Source organism: Paramylibacter ulvae, from assembly GCF_014652655.1.
Taxonomy (GTDB): domain Bacteria; phylum Pseudomonadota; class Alphaproteobacteria; order Rhodobacterales; family Rhodobacteraceae; genus Amylibacter; species Amylibacter ulvae.
Window position 1 is genome coordinate 697,998 of record NZ_BMZF01000001.1, and the last position, 23,115, is coordinate 721,112.

Here is a 23,115-nt window from a genome sequence, read left to right on the forward strand (position 1 = left end):
GGGCATGGACTATACAGCCGATAAATTCGATGTGTTTGAAAAAACACCTGCGAATTATGTGCCCTTGTCGCCGTTGTCATTTTTACCCCGCGCGGCATTGATGCATGGGGATCGCAAATCGATTATTTACGGTGATCGCGAATATACATGGGCGGATACGTATCGACGGTGTCGTCAGATGGCATCGGCGCTGACCAAACATGGCATTGGTAAAAACGATACGGTGGCGATTGTCGCCGCCAACACCCCTGAAATGGTCGAGGTGTTATGGGGTGTGCCGATGGCGGGTGCGGTGTTGAACACGATCAACACGCGGCTGGATGCGGATACGATTGCCTATATCCTCAACCACGGCGAAGCGCGCGTTTTGATCATTGACGCCGAACTATCCCCCGATGCCGCGCGCGCTTTGGAATTGATCGGGCGTGACGATATTTTGGTGATCGATATCCTCGATTTACATAATAGCGATGCACCGCGCCGTGTTGGTTCCACCGATTATGAAACATTCATCGCCAGCGGTGATCCCGAATTTGAATGGTCGCTGCCCGACGATGAATGGGATGCGATTGCGCTGAATTATACATCTGGCACATCTGGGCGGCCCAAGGGAGTGGTGTATCATCACCGTGGGTCATATTTGATGTCGATGGGTACGATTTCGGATTGGTCGCTGCCGCAAAATCCAAAATATGTTTATGTTGTGCCGCTGTTTCATTGCAATGGCTGGGGGCATGGATGGACGATGGCGGCACTGGCGGGGACAATCGTGTGTACACGGGTGTTATCGGCATCGGTGATTTATGATGCACTTGCCGATCATGACGTGCGCTATTTTGGCGGTGCACCGATTGTGTTAAGCATGTTGTTGAATGCAACGGACGATGAACGGCGCGAATTACCCCACACAGTAGAGGTCATGACAGCAGGCGCCCCGCCACCCGCCGCCGTTTTGCAAGGGATCGAAGAATTGGGTTTCAACGTCAGCCATGTTTACGGCCTGACCGAAACCTATGGCCATACGGTGATGTGCAATTGGAATGACAATTGGGATGATCTGCCGTTCGATCAAAAGGCCGAAATCAAATCGCGCCAAGGTGCGGCGATGGTGATGATGGAAGGCCAGCGCATTGTGTCCGATGGTGATATTGATAATGCGCCCGATGGCGCGGCGATGGGCGAATTGATCCTGCGCGGAAATACGGTGATGAAGGGGTATTTGAAAAACCCCGATGCCACACGCGAAGCATTCGCAGATGGTTGGTTTCGCACCGGTGATCTGGCGGTGATGCATGATCGCGGATATGCCCAGATCAAGGACCGCCTGAAAGATATCATTATTTCAGGTGGCGAAAACATTTCATCGGTCGAGGTTGAGGGCGCATTGCATCGCCATCCAGCCGTTAGTTTGGCCGCCGTGGTTGCCAAACAGGATGATAAATGGGGCGAAGTGCCCTGTGCGTTTATCGAACTAAAAGACGGGGCAAGTGCCACCAGTGATGAAATCATCGCGTTTTGTCGCGAACATCTGGCGGGGTATAAACGCCCCAAACATGTCGTGTTCTGCACATTGCCAAAAACCGCGACAGGTAAGATACAAAAATACGAATTGCGAAAAATGATCCCAGAATAGAACGGAGATATCCTTGTCCAAAATTGAACTGTCGCTGGATGAAATTGAAACCACAACCGCCAAGGCATTGCGTGCACATGGTGCGGCGGATTGGGTGGCCGATGCGGTGGCAAAGGCCGTGCGCGTGGCCGAGGGCAAGGGCAATCTGATTTGTGGGCTGTATTATTTAGAAAGCTATTGTCAACAATTGTTGACGGTTCGTGTGAATGGCGCCGCACAACCTGTTGTTTCAACGCCCAAACCCGCAAGCGTGATGGTGGATGCCAAATTTGGGTTTGCACAGGCCGCATTTTCGCGTGGGTTTGATCGCGCAATCGCAACCGCACGTGAAATGGGAACCTGTTCATTCGCCATTGCACATGCGCATACCTGCACATCCTTGGGTTATTTCACCGAACAGATCGCAAATGCGGGGCTGATTGGGATTGGGTTTACCAATGCATCCGCTGTTGTATCGCCACCAAATGGAAATACGGCAGTGTTGGGCACGAACCCGATTGCCATGGCGATCCCCGCACAAGACGGCGGTGTGACATTCCAATTTGATCAAAGCACATCCGCAATTGCCTTGGGGAAAATCACCATGGCCAAGGCCGCAGGCGAAAGCATCCCGCTGGGTTGGGCCGTGGACGGTGCGGGCAAACCCACCACCGATCCGAGCGAAGCGCTAAAGGGGTCGTTGGTTTCATCGGGGGGGTACAAGGGTTGGGGCTTTGGCCTGATGGCAGAGGTTCTGGCCGCCGCGATGACGGGATCTGTGAATTCACTGGATGTGGCTGGGCTAAAACTGCCAGAGGGCGCACCCCATGATTTAGGGCAGTTTTATCTGTTGCTGGATCCAACGGTGTTTTCAGGCGATGCATTTTGGGCGCGGATTGCACGTATTGTTGATGCGGTCGCAGCCCAAGAGGGTGCGCGATTACCGGGCAGTGATTTTGTGATGCCAGCAACGGTACATGTGGAAACAAATGTTTGGAATCGCGTGTTGGAATTATCGGCGGGGCCAGATGCATGAGCGGGTTTCGCATTGATAATCTGCAATATGCCAATTGGTCGGAAAAGATTTTTCGCCAAATGCGTGCGGGTGGGTTGGATGCGGTGCATGTCACCATCGCCTATCACGAAACATTTCGCGAAACGGTGTTACAGGTGGAACGCTGGAACCGATATTTTGAACAATTCCCTGATTTGATTTTCCAAGGGTTTCACGCCGATGATGTGCAACTGGCACGAGACACCAATCGCACCGCGATTTTTTTCGGGTTTCAAAACCCAAGCCCGATCGAGGATGATATTGGGCTGGTGCAAGTGTGGCATCAACTGGGCGTGCGGTTTATGCAGCTGACATATAACAACCAATCGCTGTTGGCGACGGGCTGTTATGAGGATGATGATACGGGCCTGACGCGCATGGGGCGCGAGGTGGTCGCGGAAATGAACCGTGTTGGTATCGTTGTGGATATGAGCCATTCTGGCGAACGTTCCACGTTAGAGGCGATTGAACATTCAACGCGCCCGATTGCGATTACACATGCCAATCCACACAACTGGCATGCTGCGTTACGCAATAAATCCGACACGGTTTTGCGTGCATTGGGGGCAAGCGGTGGGATGCTTGGCTTTTCGATCTATCCACACCATCTGGCGGGGGGATCTGATTGTACGCTGGGCAGTTTTTGCCAGATGATTATCGATACTGCCGATTTGATGGGGATTGATCATATCGGGATCGGAACGGATTTGTGCCAAGACCAACCCGATAGCGTGGTCGAATGGATGCGCGTTGGGCGCTGGACCAAGGGCATTGATTACGGCGAAGGATCAGCCAGCAATGCTGGTTTTCCACCCATGCCCGACTGGTACAATGATAATCGAGATTTTGGCAATATCGCCGATGGATTACGCAATCTTGGCATGACGCAGGGTGATATCGACAAGGTGATGGGCGATAACTGGCATCGATTTTACGCCGATAGTTTTGGTGGCGCATGACAGCGCGCGATGAAATACCATTGCGCGATGCGGATCAAGTGATGCGCCTGTCGCGTATGGGCAGCTTTCATCAATCAAGGCTAAGCTTTATGCGGATATTGCTGCGCCGTATGCGCAATGAAAATTGGCAATTTGATGCGCCCGATTGGCATGTGAATGAAAATGGTGTGGGGCGTGCGGTTTACACCGTGCATGGACCAAGCCGCGCCTATTCGCTGGTGGCATTTGCACATGATTTGCCCGACGAGATGCGATCCGATCGGGTGATCGCCACCGCGTGGGATACGACATTTACGTTGTTTGATGGCATCCCGACGGATGATGATATTGCGCGATTGGCGCAAAATGTACCGTTGCAAGAAGCTGGGCGCATATCAGTGCGTGAATTGACATTGTCGCGTGCAAACCGTTCTGCACGGCTCTGGGATTTTGTGGTGGCGAATTTGTCGGCGGGGCGACAACCCGACCCAGAAAGCTTGAAAACTGTCGGTTATGTGATGCGCACCACTGCCGTTTACGGATCTGGTAAATTTGGCGCAGCGGATCACGGCACAATCCAAGATCGCCCCGAATTTGCCGCCCCGTTTCAGGCCGAAATGTTGACGGTGTATTTGATCCGCTGCTTCGTGATGGATTTGCTGGACCATAATGCGAAATGCGCGGGCGGGAAACGTGCGGTTAAATTATCGCCAAAACTACGCCGGGCCTTGGGCATTGGCAATTCGACGGGGTTGGGCATGGCACCGTTTTTGGTGAACCACCCCACGTTGTTGCATCAATGGATCGCCGCGCGTGAAACCGCTTTGGCGCGGGTGCGTGGGATTAAGACGGTGACGGACGGGGAACGCGATGTGATGATCCATCATGCAAAATCGGCGCATATCAATGCGATGAATTGGCATTCGCAACACCCGATGCAAATCGCCAAGGTGACAGAGCTGCAAAGCGATATGGTCATGTTGTGCAAGGAAATCACCCGCATTGGTGATGCCCCATACCCGTGGGATCGTCTGTATCGCTGGGCTGCGCAGAATTTAACCAGCGAGGGGTTGGAACAGGTGGTTTCAATATTGATGGAACCATATGGTGATGTTGTGGATGATCTGGCCGATGCCATGAGCATTGATGAAAGCGCGCATTTTTATATTGATGGCACACAGGCAATGGGTCACGTCAAATCGTTGATTGCCAAACATTTTGATTGGGCCTTGAAAACCGATTTTGGCGCGGGCGATGAACAGGCACGATTTTGGTATGTATCTGCGGCCAAGTTGGAACCGCGATTGGGAGAACGTGATGCAGAGCAGGGGCATGAATTGGAACAGCCCCTTGCCATTGGGCGCGATGTTGCGGCGTTGTACCGTGCAATCACACAGGATGAAACCGTTGCGCATTTTTTGCGAAAACACCCGGAACATCGTCATATCCTGCGCCGTGTGCAGATGGTGGAAAAATTCCCCTATGCGGAAATTCGCGATAATTTATTGCACGCCCAGATGATGCCAATAGACATGCTGCGCTGTAAATTGTCATTCTTTGGGGCCACGCATTTTGATCCGCGCTCGGATCGCTGGCTGCGCATTTGCATGTTTCAAAATGCACCGTTTCCAGATGAACTGTATGTCCCAGGAAATTGGGTTTATCCAGAACCAACGGGGGCGATTTGATGCTATCTCGGTCTGAAACAATTGCAATGGTGAAACGCGGTGCGCGCGGTGCTGGTTACAGTTGGGGCATGGCCGAAGAAATCGCACAGGCCTGTGCCACGCTGTGTGCACATGGGATCAATGCACAGCCCGTTTTGGCGCAATATTTACAGGCGGTGGATGGGCATGTTGATGCATTGGCGATGCAATCGTGGCCATTGAACCAAGAACGGGTTTGCCCGTTTCATCTGGGATGTTTTATCGCAGAATCTGGATTTAGCGATGATCACCATCAATTCAATGGCGTGCAATCACCGGTGTTTTTATTGCCCTATGTACAACGCATGGCGACGGTGCAAGGGCGCAATTTACATATCAGCGGTGCAGGAATGGCGGTTGATGTGGGGGCGGATTATATCGCCGGCGACATATCGATGGATGCCCAAGGGCAAGTGATGATCACCGCAGATGAATACACCCTTACCCCCCCAAGCACATCTCCCTGTTACCCCGCGCAATATTGCGACGTGATGGATCGCCTAGGGCAAAAAACCATGGTGCCAGATTCAGATGAATCACGGGCCAATGGGGCGGGCGACTAATCTGCCAAGGGTTGAATTGGCGATATTTTTTGTGATTCTGAAGCGGACTGAATTTGTTGATAATTTTTCGCCATTTTTGCAAAAACTTGAATAAATCAGCGTATATTTAGATGTTTTTTATAAAAAATTGAACGCGTAATGATTGAACTCGTGCCGAGTCGAAAAGGTTAAATTTTTATTAAAATTGCTTATTTTATTGCGCTTGATCACAGTTTGCCCCGCCAAATAGGATTGATCAGCTTTGTGAATTTGTGGGCCGCCACATTCTGGCCTAATTCGACCCCAAAAAAGCCCATGTCTTGGGCAATAGTGCCTGCTGTTGGGACAAGCGCGAGCGCGCAGTTGTTCTCAGACATTATTCAATTGAAGCACATTCAATTTGAGCCGTGCATAAAATAGGGGTGGGTTATGGTTTTGTCATCTTTGTATCAGTTAGTGATTAATCGTAAGAATAAATTCGCAGCCGACGAAGAGGGAACATTGACCTTGTTCGCCATTGTCACATTTGTTGTGATGATCGCATTGGCGGGCATCGCCGTTGACGTGGCGCGGTTCGAGGCCGCGCGCACAAAGACGCAAATTACAATTGATAACGCTGCCTTGGCCGCCGCTTCGTTATTCCAAGCGACAGACCCTGAAACGGTTGAACGTGACGGCGATGGCAATGTGACATTCAAAGGCACAACATACACCCCGGAACAAATCGTTGATTTTTATATGGCCAAGGCAGATTTGCCGTACGACTTTGAATATGACGTGAATACGCCGATCAATGTGGCCAACGCCCGCGAGGTTGACGTGACCACCAGCCAGGGAATGGACACGGTGTTTTTGCACATGATGGGGCAAAACAACATGAACATCGGTGCATATACATCCGCGCTAGAGGGTAATCCATTGTCAGAGGTATCGCTGGTATTGGATATATCGGGTTCAATGCGTGGGAATACCAAACTTGGTAACTTGGTTTCAGCAGCGCAAACATTTGTGGGCAATATTTTGGCTGCAAATTCAACGCAATATCCCAATATGGTTTCAATGAGCTTGGTGCCCTATTCGGCCTATGTGAATGTGGGTGAAAACCTGTTGAATGCGATGGATGATACGATCATGCCAAGTGTTGAAAATAACATGTTGGATTCAAATCCAAACACTTGTTTAGAGCTACGCGATAACACGTTCAATTCCGCTGGTATTCCAACCAATACCTATTACCAAACAGAATATGAAAAACACATCACGTTTGGGTATTACGATTACACAAACCAAGGTTACGGCGAAACGGACAAGGTGGTGCGTACACCATATTGCCCTGCATTTGATTGGGCACAGATTACACCCGTTTCCAAGAACGAAGCCGCGCTCAAGGCGCAATTGGCCAAATTCGAGGCCACGACAAACACTTCGATTGATGATGGCGTAAAATGGGGCGCGGCATTGTTGGATCCATCCATGCAGCCAACAATCAAAAAACTGACGCAATTGAATTCATGGGATTCACAATATGTGGACCCAGCATTCGAAGATCGCCCGTTGGCGAATGGAACGCGCAGCAATAAAATCTTGGTGGTAATGACCGACGGTATCAACACCGAGCAACGCCGCCTGAAAGATCAATACGAAACCAACGGCAGCGACGCCAACGTGTATTGGAAAAAGTCAGGTTCGTCGCATTATTTTCGCAACAATTACCGTTATGGATACGGTGAATTATCATGGCGCGAATTGTTTGGTGTTCGCACCGTTTACAACCACGTTCGCGATCGCAATTTCGGCGGAAGCACATGGGATTTCATGGAAGCATATAAAAGTGGGTCTCAGAAAAACACCCGTTTGAACAATATCTGTACTGCCGCCAAAAACGCAGGGATCACGATTTATACAATTACCTATGAGGCGACAACAACCAGCGCGCAAATCATGGCAAATTGTTCATCTGGGCCAACATATGCCTATACCGCGACATCAAGTGATATCGCATCAATCTTTAACAACATCAGCATCGGAATTAAGAAGCTGCAGTTAACAAACTAAGGGTCTGATGTGAATATTATGGGACATATATTCAAAAGATTGCGCAAGGATGAAGATGGCGCCGCCACGGTGGAATTTGTCATCGTTGCCCCGCTATTTTTCATGCTGTTTTTCTGGATCATCGAAACGGGGTTCATCACCTTTCATGCGATTCAGTTGGATCGCGGCGTGGATATCGTGGTGCGCGATTTGATGTTGGATGACATTTTGGATGGTCGCCAAGATGAAGAAGCACATGATTTTTTAAAACAACGCATTTGCAGCCAAGCATTACTGTCCGATTGCATCGAAGACATCAAATTGGAGGTCGGGATTTCAACGGTTGCCAACGCGGGTTTGGATGATGGAATTGTATGTGTTGATCGCACCGAAGATGCCATTCACCCCGTTTACAAAATTGACCCTGGTCAATGTGATGCGGGCGACCCAAATGCAACGCCAGAAATTATGTTCATGCGTGCGTGTTTGGTGGTTGATCCGATCTTGCCCGTCGGTGTGGCAATGCCGTGGGCAAAAGATGAATCAGGTGGAATTCAATTGCTGTCCTCTTCGGCATTTGTGAACGAACCTTGTTAGGAGTTGTGAAAATGAAATTTTTCAATCGCTTTTTCAAAGACCGCAAAGGTGCTGTTTCCACGGAATTTGTATTCCTTTTGCCGCTGTGGGTTGCCATGTTAATGGGCAGCTTTGTCTGTTTCGATGCGTTGTTGATGTATAACAAGGCGTCCAAGGCAAACGCGACCGTGGCGAATTTGGTGTCACGGGTTGGCACGGTGAACACGGCGTTCACGGATAACCTGTTTCAAGTTTATAAAAACGTGGGCTATGGCAATAATGCGAATGCTTGGATGCGTCTGTCTGTTGTGCGCAACGAAAACAATTCATTCCGCGTCCGCTGGAGCGAGGCACGCGGTCTGGGTTCGGATACAGAAACGGCATGGGGTGTTTTAAAAAATGATAGCCCGCTGTTGGCGGCCTATATCCCAGAGGTGGTGAACGGTGACGAATGGGTGTTGTTGGAAACATCGCGCCATTTTGAACCATTGTTGGGTAATTTTGGCATCGCCAAAACCAATTTTCATAATCACACGGTGTTTATTCCACGTTTTACGGGGCAATTGACCCATGCAACCCTGACCGATTTTGATGAAAATTATGATGGGTCAACCGAACCTGGCAATCCACATGACACGGCGGATATGGATGAGCAAGAATCCGAGGCGGAATGGTTGGCGGACGAGGTTGCGACAAACGCAAATGACGGCGCCAACAGTGGTGCGGGCAATGGTGGCGGTAATGGTGGATAGGTAGGGGAATAATCCCCCACCAAATAACCGGCTAAACGCTCATCATCTCTTCGATTTTGTGTAACACTTCCATTGCGGGCAAACCTTGGGCGAATGAACTGTTTGGTTCACGGCCTTCGCGGATCGCATCGATAAATTCGCGGTCAATCAATTCGATGCCGTTGTTGGAGACGGCCACATCGGACAGATCAATCGGTTTTTCATGCCCATCAACCAGATCATCGTAACGCGCGATATAGGTGTTGGTATCCCCGATATAGCGGAAAAATGTTCCCAACGGTCCATTGTTGTTGAACGACAATGACAATGTGCAAATCGCACCCTTGGGTGATTTCATCCCGATTGTCATATCCATTGCAATGCCCAGATCAGGGTGTTTTGGCCCTTGGATGCCGAATACTTCGCTTGGGGCTTCGCCAGTTTGATAGATGAACAAATCAACGGTGTGGCAGGCGTGGTGCCATAACAAATGGTCTGTCCAGCTACGTGGGTTGCCCATCGCGTTGGTGTTGGTGCGGCGGAAAAAATAGGTTTGCACATCCATTTGTTGGATGTTGAATTCACCCGCTTTGATTTTGTTATGCACATATTGATGGCTGGGGTTAAAGCGGCGCACATGGCCCACCATCCCCACAACGCCTGAATCCTTTTGTGCGGCAACCAATGCGCGGGCATCTTCGATGTTGTCTGACATCGGGATTTCGCACATCACATGTTTGCCCGCACGCATACAGGCCAATGATTGTTCGGCGTGCATTTGTGTAGGCGTGGACAAGATCACTGCATCCACATCATCGCGCAAAAGACTTTCGTTCAGGTCGGTTGTCGCATGGCCAATGCCGCGTTCGGCAGCGAATGCCTCGATGCTTTCTTTGGTGCGCCCAACCACGGATGTGACCTCCACACCCTCTATCTTGGACAATGCGTCCAAATGTTTCATACCAAAGGCACCCGCGGCGCCTGCTACACAAATACGCATCTTATGCTTTTCCTTCTGCGTGATTTTCCAAAATGATGTGACCAACGGCGGTGTTGGATGCGGGGACGTGGTAAAAACGATGCTTTTCGGTGACATCGTCATTCAATGCACCGCGCATCACATACCACATGACCAATTCAATGCCCTCTGACCCTGCTTCGCGCAGGTATTCGATATGGGTCATTTGTGATCCCGTCACAGGATCATTGGCGATATAGTCGAGGAATTTCGCATCGAAATCGGGATTAATTAACCCCGCACGCTCATGTTGCAACTGATGGCTCATGCCACCTGTGCCAAAAATACAAACCTTCAGGTCTTCGTCATAACTGTCGATCGCGCGGCGGATCGCCTTGCCCAGATTGTAACAGCGATTGCCCGTGGGGGCCGGGTATTGCACCACATTCACTGCCAATGGGATCACCTGACATGGCCATTCATCGGGCGTGCCAAACATCATGGATAATGGCACGGTCAACCCATGATCGACCTCCATTTCGTTCATGATGGTCATATCAAATTCATCCAAGATCAAGGATTGCGCGATATGGCTCGATAGGCGTTGATTACCCTTGACTACGGGCACGGGGCGCGGGCCCCAACCTTCGTCAGCGGGTTGATATTCTGCTGCACAGCCAAGCGCGAAGGTCGGGATGCAGGATGCATCAAACGCGGTGCAATGGTCATTATAGACCAGAAAAACCACATCTGGTTTTTCCTTTTCCATCCATTTTTTAGAATATTCAAATCCTTTGAATATCGGGCCGTAATAATCATCCTGTGTGATTTCTTTGTCCACAGCGACGCCCAATGCGGGTACGTGCGAACATCCAACGCCTGAACTGATCCACGCCATTATTTATCCTCCCATTCTTTTTTGTTGCGGTTGCCCTCGATAGAGCGACCACCAGCCAGCATCATTGCGCGGTAATCGGTTGATCCCATGCCTGTCATGATGCCTGCGAGTTCTTGAAAATTGATGCCATGATATGCGGCCAGTTTAGAGGTGTAATAAATATTCCCCCCCAGTTCCAACATCAGGTTCCATTCCTGATCCAAAACAGCCTGGCGTTGTTCAGGTGTCATTGGATATTTATCCAGATATGCGCTTGCGTCTGCCGTGAACGCATCACGGTTTTTTTGTTCTCTGAGCGAGATACAAAACATGTTTAAATGATATCCTTGGCGAGAACGATCAGCGTCAAAAACGATTGTGCCCGGGATGTCGTCATATTCCTCTGATTTTGTCATATGCTCCTCCGATTAATTTTTCAGATGTTTGATAAGATTGTCGCGCAAAGTTGGCGCATCCATGTGATCGCTGTCGATTGCCAATGCACCGATACGTGCCTGTGCGGCGGTGGTCGCTGTGGCCATGTCATTGGGCAGGCCAAGTTCAGAAATTGTTTTGGCAACCTCGGCCATTTCGGCGGCGCGGCGAACCCCGTGTTTTGCCATGCGCTCAGCCATGTAATCGGCCTTAGCCGCCCATTGAAATTCGGGGTTGGATTTTTCCAAACTGTCCCAAACCAGATCGTCGACACCCAATGATTTGGCCGCCAAATTACATTCGGTTAAAATCGCCTCTAATCCTTTGATCACCACGGATCGCATCATTTTAACCGATGATGCACGCCCAACCGGACCATCAATGTGTGTGGGGTTCAGGTTTAATTTGGTCAGGATCTCCACCGCTTCATGCGCATCATCACCCGATACCAACAGTGGGGTTTTGTTGCGCGCAGGGTGAACGGGGGCCATGACCGCCACATCCACATAACACCCACCAGCGGCGTTGATCACATCGCGTGATCGTTGTTTGGTTTGGGGCGCACATGAATTGCAATCGAAAAACGGTGCGCCGTTTTTGATGTATTTGGCGGCATCAATTGCCGCCGCTTCTGCGCAATCCGCCGTGACCAGCGAAAACACCGCATCGGCATTTGTCAGCGCAGATTGAAGCATGTCGCAAAACGCCACGCCGTGATCGCCAAACCGTGCCTGCATCATCGCAATCTGTGCGGGGTCGTTGTTTTTGATATCAAACCCAACCGCCGATTTTACGCAATCGGACGCCCAAGTGGATGCAAATGCACATGCTGCCTCTCCGAATCCGATAAATGCGATATTCATGTTTGATGTCCTCATTGGTGGTTTGTCCTAGCAAGACAGAACAGAAACAGGAAATTCGATGTCATTCAAACCTATTCATTTATGCAATAGCGTGTATGTTTGGGATGCTGATTTTGCGCCCTCTGATTGCAGTAAATCCCACATGCGTTTTTGGGTTTTCGTCGGTTGCCAATCCACACGCGTGGTCAGCCCGATTTGGCGCTTGATCCCGCGTAAATCAAAATTCAATCGCGATAACAGCCCTTGTTTTTCTTCGCGTGCGATTTGATGAGCCGAGCTAATGGTCAACCGATCACTGCCCGTGAGCAATCCGCGAATGAGAACGAGCGATGATGTTTCGATCACATGCAGATCATTCAGATCAATCACACCAGCCATCATTTCATTGAAATAATGACGGGTCGGGGTGCCGTTGCGCGGCACGACCCACGGAAATTTTGCCAAATCCGCAGGCGTGACCGTATCCAAATCACACAATGGATGCCCTGCACGTGCGACAATTGCCAGAGGGTCATTGAACAACAGATGTTGTTCGACATCATCCACTGGTAAATCATCGCGCAACGCACCGATCAACATATCCAATTTGCCCAGCCGCAACCCGCGCAGCAAATCCATATAAGGACCATCAACCACGCGCAGATCACTGTTTGGGCGTTCATCCAACAATGTGTTGATCGCATTTGGCAACATATAACTGCGTGCCAAGGGCATGGTGCCAATCGACACTTGCCCACCATCATAACCCGCAAAATTGCGCAAATCTTCGCCCGCTTGGTTCAATTCATAAAACATCAAATGGGTATGATCTGCCATTTCTTTGGCGGCGGGGGTAAGTTCGATGCCTTGCGGTGTTTTTTGGAAAAACTGTATGCCCGATACACGTTCCAAATCGCGAGCCGACCGATACAAGCTGGGTTGGGTTAACCCAATATTTCGCGCCGCCAGTGAATAATTCCCTGCCTGTTCCACGGCGAGCAATGCACGCAATTGGGTGGCGGTAATCGAATGGGCGAATGATTGTGATTTTGCACGTCGTTCGCGCGACAATGCGGCATCGACCCCCGCAATTAGATGCGCGGTGGCACGTAATGCACGGTTTTGTAGCAATTCTCCCGCAGTCGTTAAAAATAACCCCGCATTGCGCCGATCAAACAGGCGATGTTCCAATTTGTCCTCTAATTTTGCAATTGCTTGGGTGATTGCGGGTTGGGACATGTGCACGCGTGCGGATGCTTGGGTGATGTTGCCATGTTCGGCCACATCACAAAATGCACGCAGATGGCGCAGGTTCAAATCATACATTGTCATAGGGTGGTTATAGCAAAAACTTATCACCTTGGGGAAGGTTTGAAATTGGCTTTTGCACGCGACAACGCGATATTGTTTTCAACTGATTGAGTTGGAGGAACATAAATGTCCGATAAAAAAACTGCATTAATATTGTCTGCGCATGCCGCCGATTTCGTTTGGCGCTGTGGTGGTGCCATCGCGAAACACGAAGAAATGGGGTATGACGTCACCGTTGCCTGTATGTCGTTTGGTGAGCGCGGCGAAAGTGCCAAGTTGTGGAAGCAAGAGGGCATGACGCTGGACAAGGTGAAAACCGCGCGGCGCAAAGAGGCCGAAGCCGCCGCATCGGCATTGGGTGTTACCAATATCGAATTTTTCGATCTAGGTGATTACCCGTTGGAGTTCGATCGCGATGACAAATACAAAGTTGTCGATTTGATCCGCAAAGTGCAGCCAAATTTCATGATGAGCCATTCGCGATATGATCAATACAACACCGACCACATGCATATGACCCAAATCGCAATGGAAACGCGCATGATCGCACAGGCATGGGGCCATAACCCAGGCGAAAAGGTTTTGGGTGCGCCGCAACTTTACCTGTTTGAACCCCACCAAACCGAACAAATGGGATGGAAACCAAACGTGTTTTTAGACATCACCGATGTGTGGGATAAAAAACGTGCGGCGATTGAATGTATGCAAGGCCAAGAACATTTGTGGAAATATTATACCAATGTCGCCGAAAACCGTGGCAACCATTTCCGCCGCAATTCAGGTGGCATGTCCGGTGGTCGCCCTGCGCAATACGCCGAAGGTTTTGAATCGGTTTATCCAACATGTGTGGATGAATTATAATGGGCGGCGTTGTTGTACAAAATATTGAACGTGCCGATGCGGGTATCATCAAGGCCTTGGGCGAAATTGGTGTGGCCACGGTACACGAGGCACAGGGGCGCAAAGGATTGCTCGCATCATATATGAACCCAATTTATCCGGGTGCACAGATTGGGGCATCGGCGGTGACAATCCTTGCGCCACCTTGTGATAACTGGATGGTGCATGTGGCAATTGAACAGGTGCAAGAGGGTGATGTTTTGGTTCTGGCCACCACATCCCCATCTGATGCAGGGTATTTTGGCGATCTGCTCGCCACATCCATGCAGGCACGCGGTGGTGTTGGTTTGATCATTGATGCAGGTGTGCGCGATGTCAAAGATTTAACAGAAATGAACTTCCCCGTTTGGTCCAAGGCCGTTCATGCACAAGGCACCGTGAAAGAAGTGATCGGTTCCGTCAACGTCCCCATCGTTTGTGCAGGTGCGGCGATCAACGCGGGCGATGTGATTGTTGCAGATGATGATGGCGTCTGTGTTGTGCGCCGCGAAGAGGCCGCAGATGTTTTGAAAAAAGCAGAAGCCCGTTTGGCCAACGAAGAAGAAAAGCGTCAAAAACTGGCCAGTGGCGTTTTGGGACTAGATATGTACGACATGCGCGGGCGCTTGGCCGAATATGGTTTGAAATATGTCTGATGGAACGCGCGCAATGTGGATGCGTGGTGGCACGTCCAAGGGGGTGTATTTCCTTGGCGATGATTTGCCCGATGATATTGCTGCGCGTGATGCGTTTTTACTTTCCATCATGGGATCACCCGATCCGCGCCAGATAAATGGTATTGGCGGTGCGGATCCGTTGGCGTCCAAGGTTGGGATTGTGCGAAAATCTGCGCGCGCGGGTGTGGATGTTGATTACCTGTTTTTACAGGTTTATGTCGATCAGGCATTGGTGTCTGATGCGCAAAACTGTGGCAATATCCTTGCGGGCATTGGCCCGTTTGCCATTGAACGCGGGCTTGTTGAACCAATGGGCGATGAAACGCGTGTGCGTATTTACATGGAAAATACCGATCAAATTGCGGTGGCTGTGGTGCAAACACCAAATGGCGTTGTGACGTATCAGGGCGATGCGATGATTGATGGCGTGCCGCGCCCATCAGCGCCAATCCCGCTGGAATTTCAAGATACAGCGGGTTCGATGTGTGGCGCATTGCTGCCCACGGGGGACGAAGTTGATGTGATCGATGGTATTGAATTGACCATGATCGATAATGGCATGCCTTGCGTGATTATGCGGGCAACTGATTTTGGCATTACTGGCACGGAAACGCGCGAAGAATTGGATGGCAATGAAGCACTGCGCACACGTCTTGAAACCATTCGCCTGGCTTGTGGACCGTTGATGAATTTGGGTGACGTTCGGGACAAAACCGTGCCGAAAATGACGCTGGTATCAGCCCCCCAAAATGGCGGTGCGATCATGACGCGAAGCTTTATACCCCATCGATGTCATGCAAGCATTGGTGTGCTGGCCGCTGTCACGGTTGCATCCGCATGTTTGATGAAAAAATCGCCTGCGTATGAATTGGCGGCGATCCCCGATGGGGACAGCAAAACCATGCAAATTGAACACCCGATTGGTGCGACTGCGATTGTGGCAAGGATGGATGGTGACACGGTCACGTCCGCTGCAATCCTGCGCACTGCGCGAAAATTATTTGATGGTCGTGTTTTTCACGACCTGACAGAGGAGGAAATATAATGGCGATGGATATTGATTGGATGGCATGGCATCCCGACCCAAAAAAACCAGATTTCATTCCCCCCGTTGGCGCGGTGGATGCCCATTGTCATGTGTTTGGCCCCGCCGATAAATTTCCCTTTGCGCCGACACGCAAATACACACCATGTGATGCATCCAAGGAACAGCTATTTGCGCTGCGCCATCATCTGGGGTTTTCGCGCAATGTGATTGTGCAAGCGTCATGCCACGGGCAAAACAATGATGCATTGGTGGACGCGTTAGAGGCATCAAATAATTCTGCGCGCGGTGTCGCCGTGGTGTCACCCGATATTAGTGACGCCGAATTGCGTCGCCTGCACGCAGCAGGCGTACGCGGTGTGCGGTTTAATTTCGTCAAACGCTTGGTCGATAATACCCCGCGCGACGTGTTCATGGGCATTGCGGAGCGTATCGCAGAGTTAGGCTGGCACATCATTGTGTATCTGGAATCCCCCGATCTGCCTGATTTAATCCCGTTTTTGGAAAGCTTGCCAACCACGGTGGTGTTCGATCACATGGCGCGCCCAGATGTGTCAAAGGGTGTTGATCACCCTGATTTTCAACGCTTTGTCACATTGATGGAAAATGAAAAATTTTGGTGCAAAACCACATGCCCAGAACGCCTGTCGATCATTGGTCCAGATCAAGATTACGCCGACGTTGTGCCGTTTATGAAATTGCTGGTCGAAAAATATCCCGACCGCGTTTTGTGGGGTACGGATTGGCCGCATCCAAATATGAAATCACATATGCCCGATGACGGCGCTTTGGTTGATATTGTGCCGATGATCGCCACCACACCTGAATTGCAGAAAAAACTGTTGGTGGACAATCCAATGGCGCTTTACTGGGCGGATTAACTGTGATCATCACCTGATATGGATTGGACGCTGGTCATCATCACAATTGGCAGTTTTATCGCCGCCTTTGTGAACGCTGCGTTCGCAACGGGTGGGATCTATGTTCTGTTGATTGTGAGCTTTGCGGTGTTGCCGATTAGTGCGGCAATACCATTGCAATCAACATTTTCCGTCGGATCACTGGCCGCGCGTATTTTGTTTTTCTGGCAGCATATTCATTGGCGGTTGGTCGTGTTGGTTGTGCTTGGCGGTATCATTGGCGTTGCCATTGGTGCGCATGTCTTTGTGGCCTTGAACGAGGCGGTGATTGCAGCGCTGTTGGGCGTTGTGTTATTGGTGGTGACATGGGCGCCGTTTCACAATGTGAAAATTCCGATTAAACATCCGTTTTTCTATCTGGGAACCATCCACGCATTTATCGCCACGTTGTTTGGTGTCGGTGGTTTTTTACAGCCCGCAATTTTGCGCAGCAAACTGTCGAAATTGGAAATCACGGGTACGTTGGCTGCGATGATGTTGGGGCTGGATATCCTCAAAATGGTCGGGTTTAGCGCCGTGGGGTTTTCGTTTGTTGAATATGTTCCCCATATTATTCTGGCGACGATTGCAGGGTTTGCGGGCACGTGGGTTGGGCGCGGGGTGACGCATCGGATTTCGGAAACCCTGTTTCGTGCAGTGTTCAAGGGGTTTGTGACCCTGTTTGCGATGCGTCTGCTTTACAAAGGGTTGATGGGGTTGATCGGGTAATTCAACCTTTCCCTTTTGGCAAATTCTGGCTAGCATTTTGCCAAGCTGTAAAAGGACGATACCCTTGTTAAAGATTTTCGCCAGTATTGTTGGCGCTGCGATTGCGTTGTTTGCGCGGTTTGTAACCGCACTGCGCGGTGTGTGGCGCGGGGTTGAACCGATTGATAAACAGCGGATTTATTTCGCCAATCACACCAGTAACGGTGATTTTGTGATGGTGTGGACAGCACTGCCCGCACAAATTCGCGCCCATACCCGCCCCGTTGCAGCATCGGATTATTGGTTGAAAAGCAAGCTTCGCGCATTTGTCGGGCGCGATGTGTTCAAGGCGGTTTTGATTGATCGCAGATCCGATAAACGCACGGATAACCCCGTTGAAAAAATGATAACAGCACTGGACGAAGGATCGTCATTGATCATTTTCCCAGAAGGCGGGCGCAACATGGGCCCCGATCCGATTTTACCGTTTAAAACGGGGCTGTTTCACATGGGAACAGCGCGCCCCGAAATTGATATGGTGCCCGTCTGGATTGAAAATCTAAACAGTATCCTGCCCAAGGGCGAGGTGGTGCCGTTACCCTTAATCTGTACGGTGACATTTGGTGCGCCCATCCATGTGGACGCAGGTGAAACCAAGGAAAGCTTTCTTGCGCGTGCAGAAACCGCGTTGGTCGCGTTGTCCCCGAAAACACAGGAGAACGCGACATGAGCGAACAACCTGATCTAATTTATCTTTTGTTGATGGCGGGTGCGGCATTGATCGCGGCCACGGTGGTTGGGCATTATTTAATGACCCGCCAACCCGATGGTAAACACAGCCAGATAATTGATACATTCAACGCCTATATCCTGTCATGGTGGGGCGTTACGGGGATGATCGCACTGGCAAGCCTTGGCGGGCGCACAGGTTTGATCGTGCTGTTTGCGTTTTGCTCGTTTGCCGCGATGCGCGAATTCATGACGTTGACGACGAAAAATCGCGATGATCATTGGGTTTTGGCCGCGGGATTTTTTGCGATATTACCCGTGCAATATATCCTGCTTGGATATGCGCAGCATGGCATGTTTGCGATTTTCATTCCCGTTTATGCGTTCCTGTTTCTACCTATGTTGGCAGCGATCAAGGGGAATGCGGAAAATTTTCTGGTGCGCGTGTCGGAAACGCAATGGGCGATGATGATTACCGTTTATTGTGCATCCCATATTCCCGCATTGCTTGATCTGGAAATCGCCGGATTTTCGGGGCGCAATGTGTTGTTAATCGCATTCCTGATGGTGGTGGTTCAGGCAGGCGATCTGTGTCATTTCCTGTGGGCAAAAATGTACGGGCGCACGAAAATGGCGCCCAATTTGGAAAAATCCAAAACATGGGAAGGTTTTGTTGGCGGCATCGCCAGTGCAACATTGATCGGTGCCTTTTTATGGTGGCTCACCCCGTTTGAAATCTGGCAGGCGACCTTGCTGGCAATGGTGATTTCGCTGATCGGATTTTGTGGTGGCATGGTGATGGCAACAATCAAGATTGATCGTGGGGTCAAGGATTGGGGTGATTTGATCCCAGGGCATGGCGGGTTTATTGATCGATTTGGTTCGGTGGTGTTTGCCGCCCCCGTTTTTTATCATTTGGTACGGTATTTTTTCGCCAATTATTGATCAGTTTGACATTGCATCCAAATGTATACAGGGCTAGCGTCCCCGTAAGCAATGCGAGGGCGCGATGGCTGATTCATCTGAAAAAATATCAAACGGGCAACTGGCCTATGACAAATTGCACTATGCGATTGCCAGCGGTGCATTGCCCCCTGGATCGCGTATTCGCGAAACCGAAGCTGCCGCGCTGGTTGGGTTAAGCCGCACACCGGTGCGCGAAGCAATCCGTCGTTTGGAATCCGAGGGCATCGTTGAACATCAACCCCGTATCGGCGCGGTGGTGAAATCATTATCGCATCAAGAGATCGTAGAATTATATGAAATGCGTATCGTCTTGGAAAAAACGGCCGCACGCATGGCCGCAAAACACACAAGCAGCGCGGAAATTGGCGAGCTAAAGGATTTGAACGCGGCGATGTTAAATGCAGCCAAAGACGCGGCAACGGTATCGCGCCTGAACGAACAATTCCATCGTTGTATTTTTAATGCGGCACGCAATCGGTATTTGTTGGCATCGTTTCAGGCATTGGCAAATGCGGTGCTGGTATTGGGCCCCACCACATTGGAAAATACGGATCGGGTGAAACTGGTGTGCAAACAACACGATGATATCATCGCCGCATTAGAGGCAGGCGATGAAAAACGCGCAGCGACGGCGGCGGGCGATCATATCGAAACATCGCTGAGCTATCGTTTGAAAAGCCTGCGCATATGACCCTGTCGCCCAAAATTTCCGCGATAATCATTTCGATCATCGGCGCGGCAGTGTGTTGGGCCGCCAATGTGCCGTTGCCATTTCTGCTTGGCCCGATGTTTGCCTGTTTGATCGCCGCAATCGGCAAAGTTCCCATGGCGGGGATTAAACCGCTGTCCGATGGGATGCGCACGATATTGGGTGTGGCTGTGGGCGCATCGATTACGCCCGAATTATTTGGCAAAATCGGATCCATGGCCACGACCGTTGCGATGGTGCCGGTGTTTGTGTTGATTATCGGATTGATCGGTGTGCCGTATTTCAAACGCATCTGTGGGTTTGACGGTCCGACCAGTTATTACGCCTCGATGCCCGGTGGTCTGCAGGATATGTTGGTGTTCGGCGAAGAGGCGGGCGCAGATGTGCGCGCATTGTCATTAGTACATGCCACACGTGTTTTGATCATTGTCAGCGCTTTGCCATTTATATTGCAGGGCTGGTGGGAATTGGATTTATCCATGCCGCCGGGGGCGCCTGTAAAATCCATGCCGATTGATCAAATCATCCTGATGTTTTTGGCGGCTGGATTTGGCTGGTGGGGTGCGATTAAAATCAAATTGTTCGGGGCATCGATTTTGGGGCCATTGATTGCGGCGGCGGCATTATCATTGACAGGGCTGTTGCATATGCGCCCTCCTGCCGAGGCGATCTGGATATCTCAATTTTTCATCGGCATCAGTGTGGGCGTGAAATACGCAGGCATTACCCCCAAAGAATTGCGACATGATTTATTAGCGGGCATCGGGTTTTGCTTGATCTTGTTAATGTTAAGCGCTGGGTTCGTTGAAATCATTATTGCGCTAAACCTTGCCCCCCCACTTGAAACCGTTTTGGCGTTTTCACCCGGTGGTCAGGCGGAAATGGCGGTGTTGGCGATTGTTGCGGGGGCGGATATTGCATTCGTTGTGGCGCATCACGTTGTGCGCATCGTTGTGGTTATAATTTGTGCACCAATTTTCGGACGGCTTATCCGTTAATCAAAAATTTGACCAAATGGTCCAAAAAACCAGATTGCGGTTATTGGGTTTTGTGTTACGCTCGTTGAATCTTTTGATTCTTGGGGTGTAACGCTTTGATAACAAACTTTGGTTCCATCAATATCGACCATGTGTATCAGGTCACAAATTTGCCAAAGGCGGGGGAAACCCTGTCGGCGAAATCTTATGCGCGGTATCTGGGTGGCAAGGGTGTGAACCAATCGGTGGCAATTGCAAAGGCGGGTGGAACGCTTCGCCATGTGGGGGCGGTGGGCGCTGATGGTGATTGGGCGCTGGCACAGATGGCGAACAATGGTGTTGGTGATGATCACGTGGCACGTTTGGACATCGCGACGGGACATGCTATAATCTATGTCGATGACAGTGCTGAAAATCAGATCGTGATTTTGGGCGGTGCGAATACGGCATTAACGGAACAGATTGTTGATGATGCGCTCGTCGATGCGATGGGCTGGGTTCTGTTTCAAAATGAAACCAATATGATTGACGTGATCGCGGCCAAGAGTGCGGACGCGGGGTGCAAACTGGCCTATGCCGCTGCGCCGTTTTCCAAAGAACACGCATTGCCGTTGCTCGATAAAATTGATCTGTTGGCCGTGAATGAAACCGAGGCAAACGATCTGGCCGATGCCACCGGGCGCAAGGTAGAGGATCTGGGCGTGCCGATCCTGTTGGTCACCAAGGGTAGTGCGGGCGCTGATCTTTGGGTGGATGGCAAATATTTTCACCAAACCGCGTTTAAAGTTGATGCAGTTGACACCACAGGAGCAGGGGACACATTTTTAGGTTCATTCCTTGCGCAATATGACGAAACAAATGATCCCGCGCGCGCATTGCAATATGCCACCGCCGCCAGCGCGATTCAGGTCACCCGCCAAGGGGCGGCCAACGCAATACCAGACAAAAAAGACGTGATAAAATTTTTAGAGGCTCAGGTAAAATGACAAAACAAAAAATTCTGATTGATACGGACCCCGGCGTTGATGACGCGATGGCGATTTTCTTTGCCTGTGTGCATCCCGATATCGACGTGGTTGGCATGACAGGTGTGTTTGGCAATGTGACCGTTGATATTGCTGCGCGCAATGCCATCGTGTTGGCCGAACGCGCAGAGCAAGACATTCCCGTGGCACGTGGTGCGGATGTGCCATTGGTGCAAACACCCAACCCCGTGTCCGATTACGTGCACGGCGAACAAGGTTTTGGTGATATCCCTGCACAACCAACACGCGCCGAGATTTTGGATGAAACGGCGGCGGAATTTATTTGCCGTTTGATCAATGAAAACCCAGGTGAAATATCGTTGTGCCCGATTGGGCCGCTGACCAATATCGCATTGGCATTACAGCTTGATCCGACCATCGCGCAAAAGGTGAAAAACGTGGTTATCATGGGCGGCAGCCTGCGCGAGGGTGGTAATGTCACTGCACATGCAGAGGCAAATATTTGGAATGACCCCCATGCGGCGGACGCGGTTTTCGCCGCTGATTGGCCCGTTGTGATGGTTGGGCTTGATGTGACGCACCGCGTGATTTGCACCCCTGCCGATTTTAGTGAACTGGCGAAAGCCGCGCCAAAATTGGGTGGTTTTTTGCAAGACGCTTCGCATTTTTACATTCGGTTCTATGAGGAGGTTGTGGGTATAACGGGGTGTTACCTGCACGATCCCGCCGCGGTGATTGCAACGCTGCGTCCAGAACTGTTTACTATTGAAAACCACCCGATAGAAGTTAAGGTCGATGGAGAAGAGATCGGCAAAACCGCCATTTCCACGAATCCTGAACGCCGTGCGATGCAAATCTGCACAGGTATTCAGGCGGAAACGGTAAAAGAGTTGTTCATGGACACAATAAAGTCCGGATTTTAGG

Annotated in this window: 24 protein-coding genes; 19 read left to right on the forward strand and 5 right to left on the reverse strand. The window is 50.6% G+C overall.

The window, feature by feature from the left end; translation table 11 throughout:
* Nucleotides 1-4 precede the first annotated feature (4 nt).
* The 8 genes from IE094_RS03470 (at nucleotide 5) to IE094_RS03505 (ending at nucleotide 9,214) form a co-directional block, all read left to right on the forward strand.
* Nucleotides 5-1,633, forward strand: a complete 1,629-nt coding sequence (locus IE094_RS03470; RefSeq protein ID WP_189639148.1) for an AMP-binding protein — start codon at nucleotides 5-7, stop codon at nucleotides 1,631-1,633.
* A gap of 13 nt (nucleotides 1,634-1,646) precedes the next feature.
* On the forward strand, nucleotides 1,647-2,648 hold the full coding sequence (locus tag IE094_RS03475; protein ID WP_229802006.1) for an Ldh family oxidoreductase: 1,002 nt from the start codon (nucleotides 1,647-1,649) through the stop codon (nucleotides 2,646-2,648).
* Complete coding sequence (locus IE094_RS03480; RefSeq protein WP_189639149.1) at nucleotides 2,645-3,625, forward strand: membrane dipeptidase; 981 nt, start codon at nucleotides 2,645-2,647, stop codon at nucleotides 3,623-3,625. Before IE094_RS03475 ends, IE094_RS03480 begins: the two co-directional genes overlap by 4 nt.
* The gene (locus IE094_RS03485; RefSeq protein ID WP_189639150.1) at nucleotides 3,622-5,292 is read left to right on the forward strand and encodes a hypothetical protein; all 1,671 of its coding nucleotides are present in this window, start codon (nucleotides 3,622-3,624) and stop codon (nucleotides 5,290-5,292) included. The genes IE094_RS03480 and IE094_RS03485 overlap by 4 nt, the downstream gene beginning before the upstream one ends.
* Nucleotides 5,292-5,873 carry a DUF3726 domain-containing protein gene (locus IE094_RS03490; protein WP_229802061.1) on the forward strand — a complete coding sequence of 194 codons (582 nt, stop codon included), beginning with the start codon at nucleotides 5,292-5,294 and terminating at the stop codon, nucleotides 5,871-5,873. Before IE094_RS03485 ends, IE094_RS03490 begins: the two co-directional genes overlap by 1 nt.
* Nucleotides 5,874-6,281: 408 nt before the next feature.
* Nucleotides 6,282-7,907, forward strand: coding sequence for a TadE/TadG family type IV pilus assembly protein (locus IE094_RS03495; protein WP_189639152.1), 1,626 nt, complete (start codon nucleotides 6,282-6,284; stop codon nucleotides 7,905-7,907).
* Nucleotides 7,908-7,925: 18 nt separating this feature from the next.
* Nucleotides 7,926-8,483, forward strand: coding sequence for a TadE/TadG family type IV pilus assembly protein (locus tag IE094_RS03500; protein WP_229802063.1), 558 nt, complete (start codon nucleotides 7,926-7,928; stop codon nucleotides 8,481-8,483).
* 11 nt (nucleotides 8,484-8,494) lie between these two features.
* Nucleotides 8,495-9,214, forward strand: coding sequence for a TadE/TadG family type IV pilus assembly protein (locus IE094_RS03505; RefSeq protein WP_189639154.1), 720 nt, complete (start codon nucleotides 8,495-8,497; stop codon nucleotides 9,212-9,214).
* A 31-nt stretch (nucleotides 9,215-9,245) separates the two neighbouring features.
* Here IE094_RS03505 and IE094_RS03510 read toward each other — a convergent pair whose 3' ends face one another.
* The 5 genes from IE094_RS03510 to IE094_RS03530 all read right to left on the reverse strand — a co-directional run bounded on the left by IE094_RS03510 (nucleotide 9,246) and on the right by IE094_RS03530 (nucleotide 13,637).
* A complete protein-coding gene (locus IE094_RS03510) occupies nucleotides 9,246-10,193 on the reverse strand; it encodes a Gfo/Idh/MocA family oxidoreductase (protein WP_189639155.1) in 948 nt (315 codons plus the stop codon).
* A gap of 1 nt (nucleotide 10,194) precedes the next feature.
* Complete coding sequence (locus tag IE094_RS03515) at nucleotides 10,195-11,049, reverse strand: class III extradiol dioxygenase subunit beta (protein WP_189639156.1); 855 nt, start codon at nucleotides 11,047-11,049, stop codon at nucleotides 10,195-10,197.
* Nucleotides 11,049-11,444: a protocatechuate 4,5-dioxygenase subunit alpha gene (ligA, locus tag IE094_RS03520; protein ID WP_189639157.1), complete on the reverse strand. Its 396-nt coding sequence runs from the start codon at nucleotides 11,442-11,444 to the stop codon at nucleotides 11,049-11,051. The genes IE094_RS03515 and ligA overlap by 1 nt, the downstream gene beginning before the upstream one ends.
* A gap of 12 nt (nucleotides 11,445-11,456) precedes the next feature.
* Nucleotides 11,457-12,326 carry a DUF1932 domain-containing protein gene (locus IE094_RS03525; RefSeq protein WP_229802007.1) on the reverse strand — a complete coding sequence of 290 codons (870 nt, stop codon included), beginning with the start codon at nucleotides 12,324-12,326 and terminating at the stop codon, nucleotides 11,457-11,459.
* Nucleotides 12,327-12,401: 75 nt separating this feature from the next.
* Complete coding sequence (locus IE094_RS03530; protein WP_189639159.1) at nucleotides 12,402-13,637, reverse strand: LysR family transcriptional regulator; 1,236 nt, start codon at nucleotides 13,635-13,637, stop codon at nucleotides 12,402-12,404.
* Between the two features lie 105 nt (nucleotides 13,638-13,742).
* Here IE094_RS03530 and IE094_RS03535 point away from each other — a divergent pair, with 105 nt between their 5' ends.
* The 11 genes from IE094_RS03535 to IE094_RS03585 all read left to right on the forward strand — a co-directional run bounded on the left by IE094_RS03535 (nucleotide 13,743) and on the right by IE094_RS03585 (nucleotide 23,114).
* A complete protein-coding gene (locus tag IE094_RS03535; RefSeq protein ID WP_189639160.1) occupies nucleotides 13,743-14,477 on the forward strand; it encodes a PIG-L deacetylase family protein in 735 nt (244 codons plus the stop codon).
* A complete protein-coding gene (locus tag IE094_RS03540) occupies nucleotides 14,477-15,151 on the forward strand; it encodes a 4-carboxy-4-hydroxy-2-oxoadipate aldolase/oxaloacetate decarboxylase (RefSeq protein WP_189639161.1) in 675 nt (224 codons plus the stop codon). The genes IE094_RS03535 and IE094_RS03540 overlap by 1 nt, the downstream gene beginning before the upstream one ends.
* Entirely contained in the window at nucleotides 15,144-16,217 is a 1,074-nt protein-coding gene (locus tag IE094_RS03545; RefSeq protein WP_189639162.1) for a 4-oxalomesaconate tautomerase, read from the forward strand. Before IE094_RS03540 ends, IE094_RS03545 begins: the two co-directional genes overlap by 8 nt.
* Nucleotides 16,217-17,098, forward strand: coding sequence for an amidohydrolase family protein (locus IE094_RS03550; RefSeq protein WP_229802009.1), 882 nt, complete (start codon nucleotides 16,217-16,219; stop codon nucleotides 17,096-17,098). Before IE094_RS03545 ends, IE094_RS03550 begins: the two co-directional genes overlap by 1 nt.
* 18 nt (nucleotides 17,099-17,116) lie before the next feature.
* Nucleotides 17,117-17,845 carry a sulfite exporter TauE/SafE family protein gene (locus IE094_RS03555; RefSeq protein WP_189639163.1) on the forward strand — a complete coding sequence of 243 codons (729 nt, stop codon included), beginning with the start codon at nucleotides 17,117-17,119 and terminating at the stop codon, nucleotides 17,843-17,845.
* Nucleotides 17,846-17,903: 58 nt separating this feature from the next.
* A complete protein-coding gene (locus IE094_RS03560) occupies nucleotides 17,904-18,554 on the forward strand; it encodes a lysophospholipid acyltransferase family protein (RefSeq protein WP_189639446.1) in 651 nt (216 codons plus the stop codon).
* Nucleotides 18,551-19,498 (forward strand): phosphatidate cytidylyltransferase, encoded by a 948-nt coding sequence (locus tag IE094_RS03565; protein WP_189639164.1) that lies wholly within the window; start codon nucleotides 18,551-18,553, stop codon nucleotides 19,496-19,498. Before IE094_RS03560 ends, IE094_RS03565 begins: the two co-directional genes overlap by 4 nt.
* Before the next feature lie 64 nt (nucleotides 19,499-19,562).
* On the forward strand, nucleotides 19,563-20,210 hold the full coding sequence (locus tag IE094_RS03570) for a GntR family transcriptional regulator (RefSeq protein WP_189639165.1): 648 nt from the start codon (nucleotides 19,563-19,565) through the stop codon (nucleotides 20,208-20,210).
* Nucleotides 20,207-21,226 (forward strand): AbrB family transcriptional regulator, encoded by a 1,020-nt coding sequence (locus IE094_RS03575; protein WP_189639166.1) that lies wholly within the window; start codon nucleotides 20,207-20,209, stop codon nucleotides 21,224-21,226. Before IE094_RS03570 ends, IE094_RS03575 begins: the two co-directional genes overlap by 4 nt.
* A 95-nt stretch (nucleotides 21,227-21,321) precedes the next feature.
* On the forward strand, nucleotides 21,322-22,191 hold the full coding sequence (locus tag IE094_RS03580; RefSeq protein WP_189639167.1) for a ribokinase: 870 nt from the start codon (nucleotides 21,322-21,324) through the stop codon (nucleotides 22,189-22,191).
* Nucleotides 22,188-23,114, forward strand: a complete 927-nt coding sequence (locus IE094_RS03585) for a nucleoside hydrolase (protein WP_189639168.1) — start codon at nucleotides 22,188-22,190, stop codon at nucleotides 23,112-23,114. The genes IE094_RS03580 and IE094_RS03585 overlap by 4 nt, the downstream gene beginning before the upstream one ends.
* Nucleotide 23,115: the final 1 nt, after the last annotated feature.

Excerpts from the sequence above, each read along its gene's own strand:
- IE094_RS03470 (WP_189639148.1), top strand. The coding sequence starts at position 5 with ATGGACTATACAGCCGATAAATTCGATGTGTTTGAAAAAACACCTGCG.
- IE094_RS03480 (WP_189639149.1), top strand. The coding sequence starts at position 2,645 with ATGAGCGGGTTTCGCATTGATAATCTGCAATATGCCAATTGGTCGGAA.
- IE094_RS03485 (WP_189639150.1), top strand. The coding sequence starts at position 3,622 with ATGACAGCGCGCGATGAAATACCATTGCGCGATGCGGATCAAGTGATG.
- IE094_RS03490 (WP_229802061.1), top strand. The coding sequence starts at position 5,292 with ATGCTATCTCGGTCTGAAACAATTGCAATGGTGAAACGCGGTGCGCGC.
- IE094_RS03495 (WP_189639152.1), top strand. The coding sequence starts at position 6,282 with ATGGTTTTGTCATCTTTGTATCAGTTAGTGATTAATCGTAAGAATAAA.
- IE094_RS03500 (WP_229802063.1), top strand. The coding sequence starts at position 7,926 with ATGGGACATATATTCAAAAGATTGCGCAAGGATGAAGATGGCGCCGCC.
- IE094_RS03505 (WP_189639154.1), top strand. The coding sequence starts at position 8,495 with ATGAAATTTTTCAATCGCTTTTTCAAAGACCGCAAAGGTGCTGTTTCC.
- IE094_RS03510 (WP_189639155.1), bottom strand. The coding sequence starts at position 10,193 with ATGCGTATTTGTGTAGCAGGCGCCGCGGGTGCCTTTGGTATGAAACAT.
- IE094_RS03515 (WP_189639156.1), bottom strand. The coding sequence starts at position 11,049 with ATGGCGTGGATCAGTTCAGGCGTTGGATGTTCGCACGTACCCGCATTG.
- ligA (WP_189639157.1), bottom strand. The coding sequence starts at position 11,444 with ATGACAAAATCAGAGGAATATGACGACATCCCGGGCACAATCGTTTTT.
- IE094_RS03525 (WP_229802007.1), bottom strand. The coding sequence starts at position 12,326 with ATGAATATCGCATTTATCGGATTCGGAGAGGCAGCATGTGCATTTGCA.
- IE094_RS03530 (WP_189639159.1), bottom strand. The coding sequence starts at position 13,637 with ATGACAATGTATGATTTGAACCTGCGCCATCTGCGTGCATTTTGTGAT.
- IE094_RS03535 (WP_189639160.1), top strand. The coding sequence starts at position 13,743 with ATGTCCGATAAAAAAACTGCATTAATATTGTCTGCGCATGCCGCCGAT.
- IE094_RS03540 (WP_189639161.1), top strand. The coding sequence starts at position 14,477 with ATGGGCGGCGTTGTTGTACAAAATATTGAACGTGCCGATGCGGGTATC.
- IE094_RS03545 (WP_189639162.1), top strand. The coding sequence starts at position 15,144 with ATGTCTGATGGAACGCGCGCAATGTGGATGCGTGGTGGCACGTCCAAG.
- IE094_RS03550 (WP_229802009.1), top strand. The coding sequence starts at position 16,217 with ATGGCGATGGATATTGATTGGATGGCATGGCATCCCGACCCAAAAAAA.
- IE094_RS03555 (WP_189639163.1), top strand. The coding sequence starts at position 17,117 with ATGGATTGGACGCTGGTCATCATCACAATTGGCAGTTTTATCGCCGCC.
- IE094_RS03565 (WP_189639164.1), top strand. The coding sequence starts at position 18,551 with ATGAGCGAACAACCTGATCTAATTTATCTTTTGTTGATGGCGGGTGCG.
- IE094_RS03570 (WP_189639165.1), top strand. The coding sequence starts at position 19,563 with ATGGCTGATTCATCTGAAAAAATATCAAACGGGCAACTGGCCTATGAC.
- IE094_RS03575 (WP_189639166.1), top strand. The coding sequence starts at position 20,207 with ATGACCCTGTCGCCCAAAATTTCCGCGATAATCATTTCGATCATCGGC.
- IE094_RS03585 (WP_189639168.1), top strand. The coding sequence starts at position 22,188 with ATGACAAAACAAAAAATTCTGATTGATACGGACCCCGGCGTTGATGAC.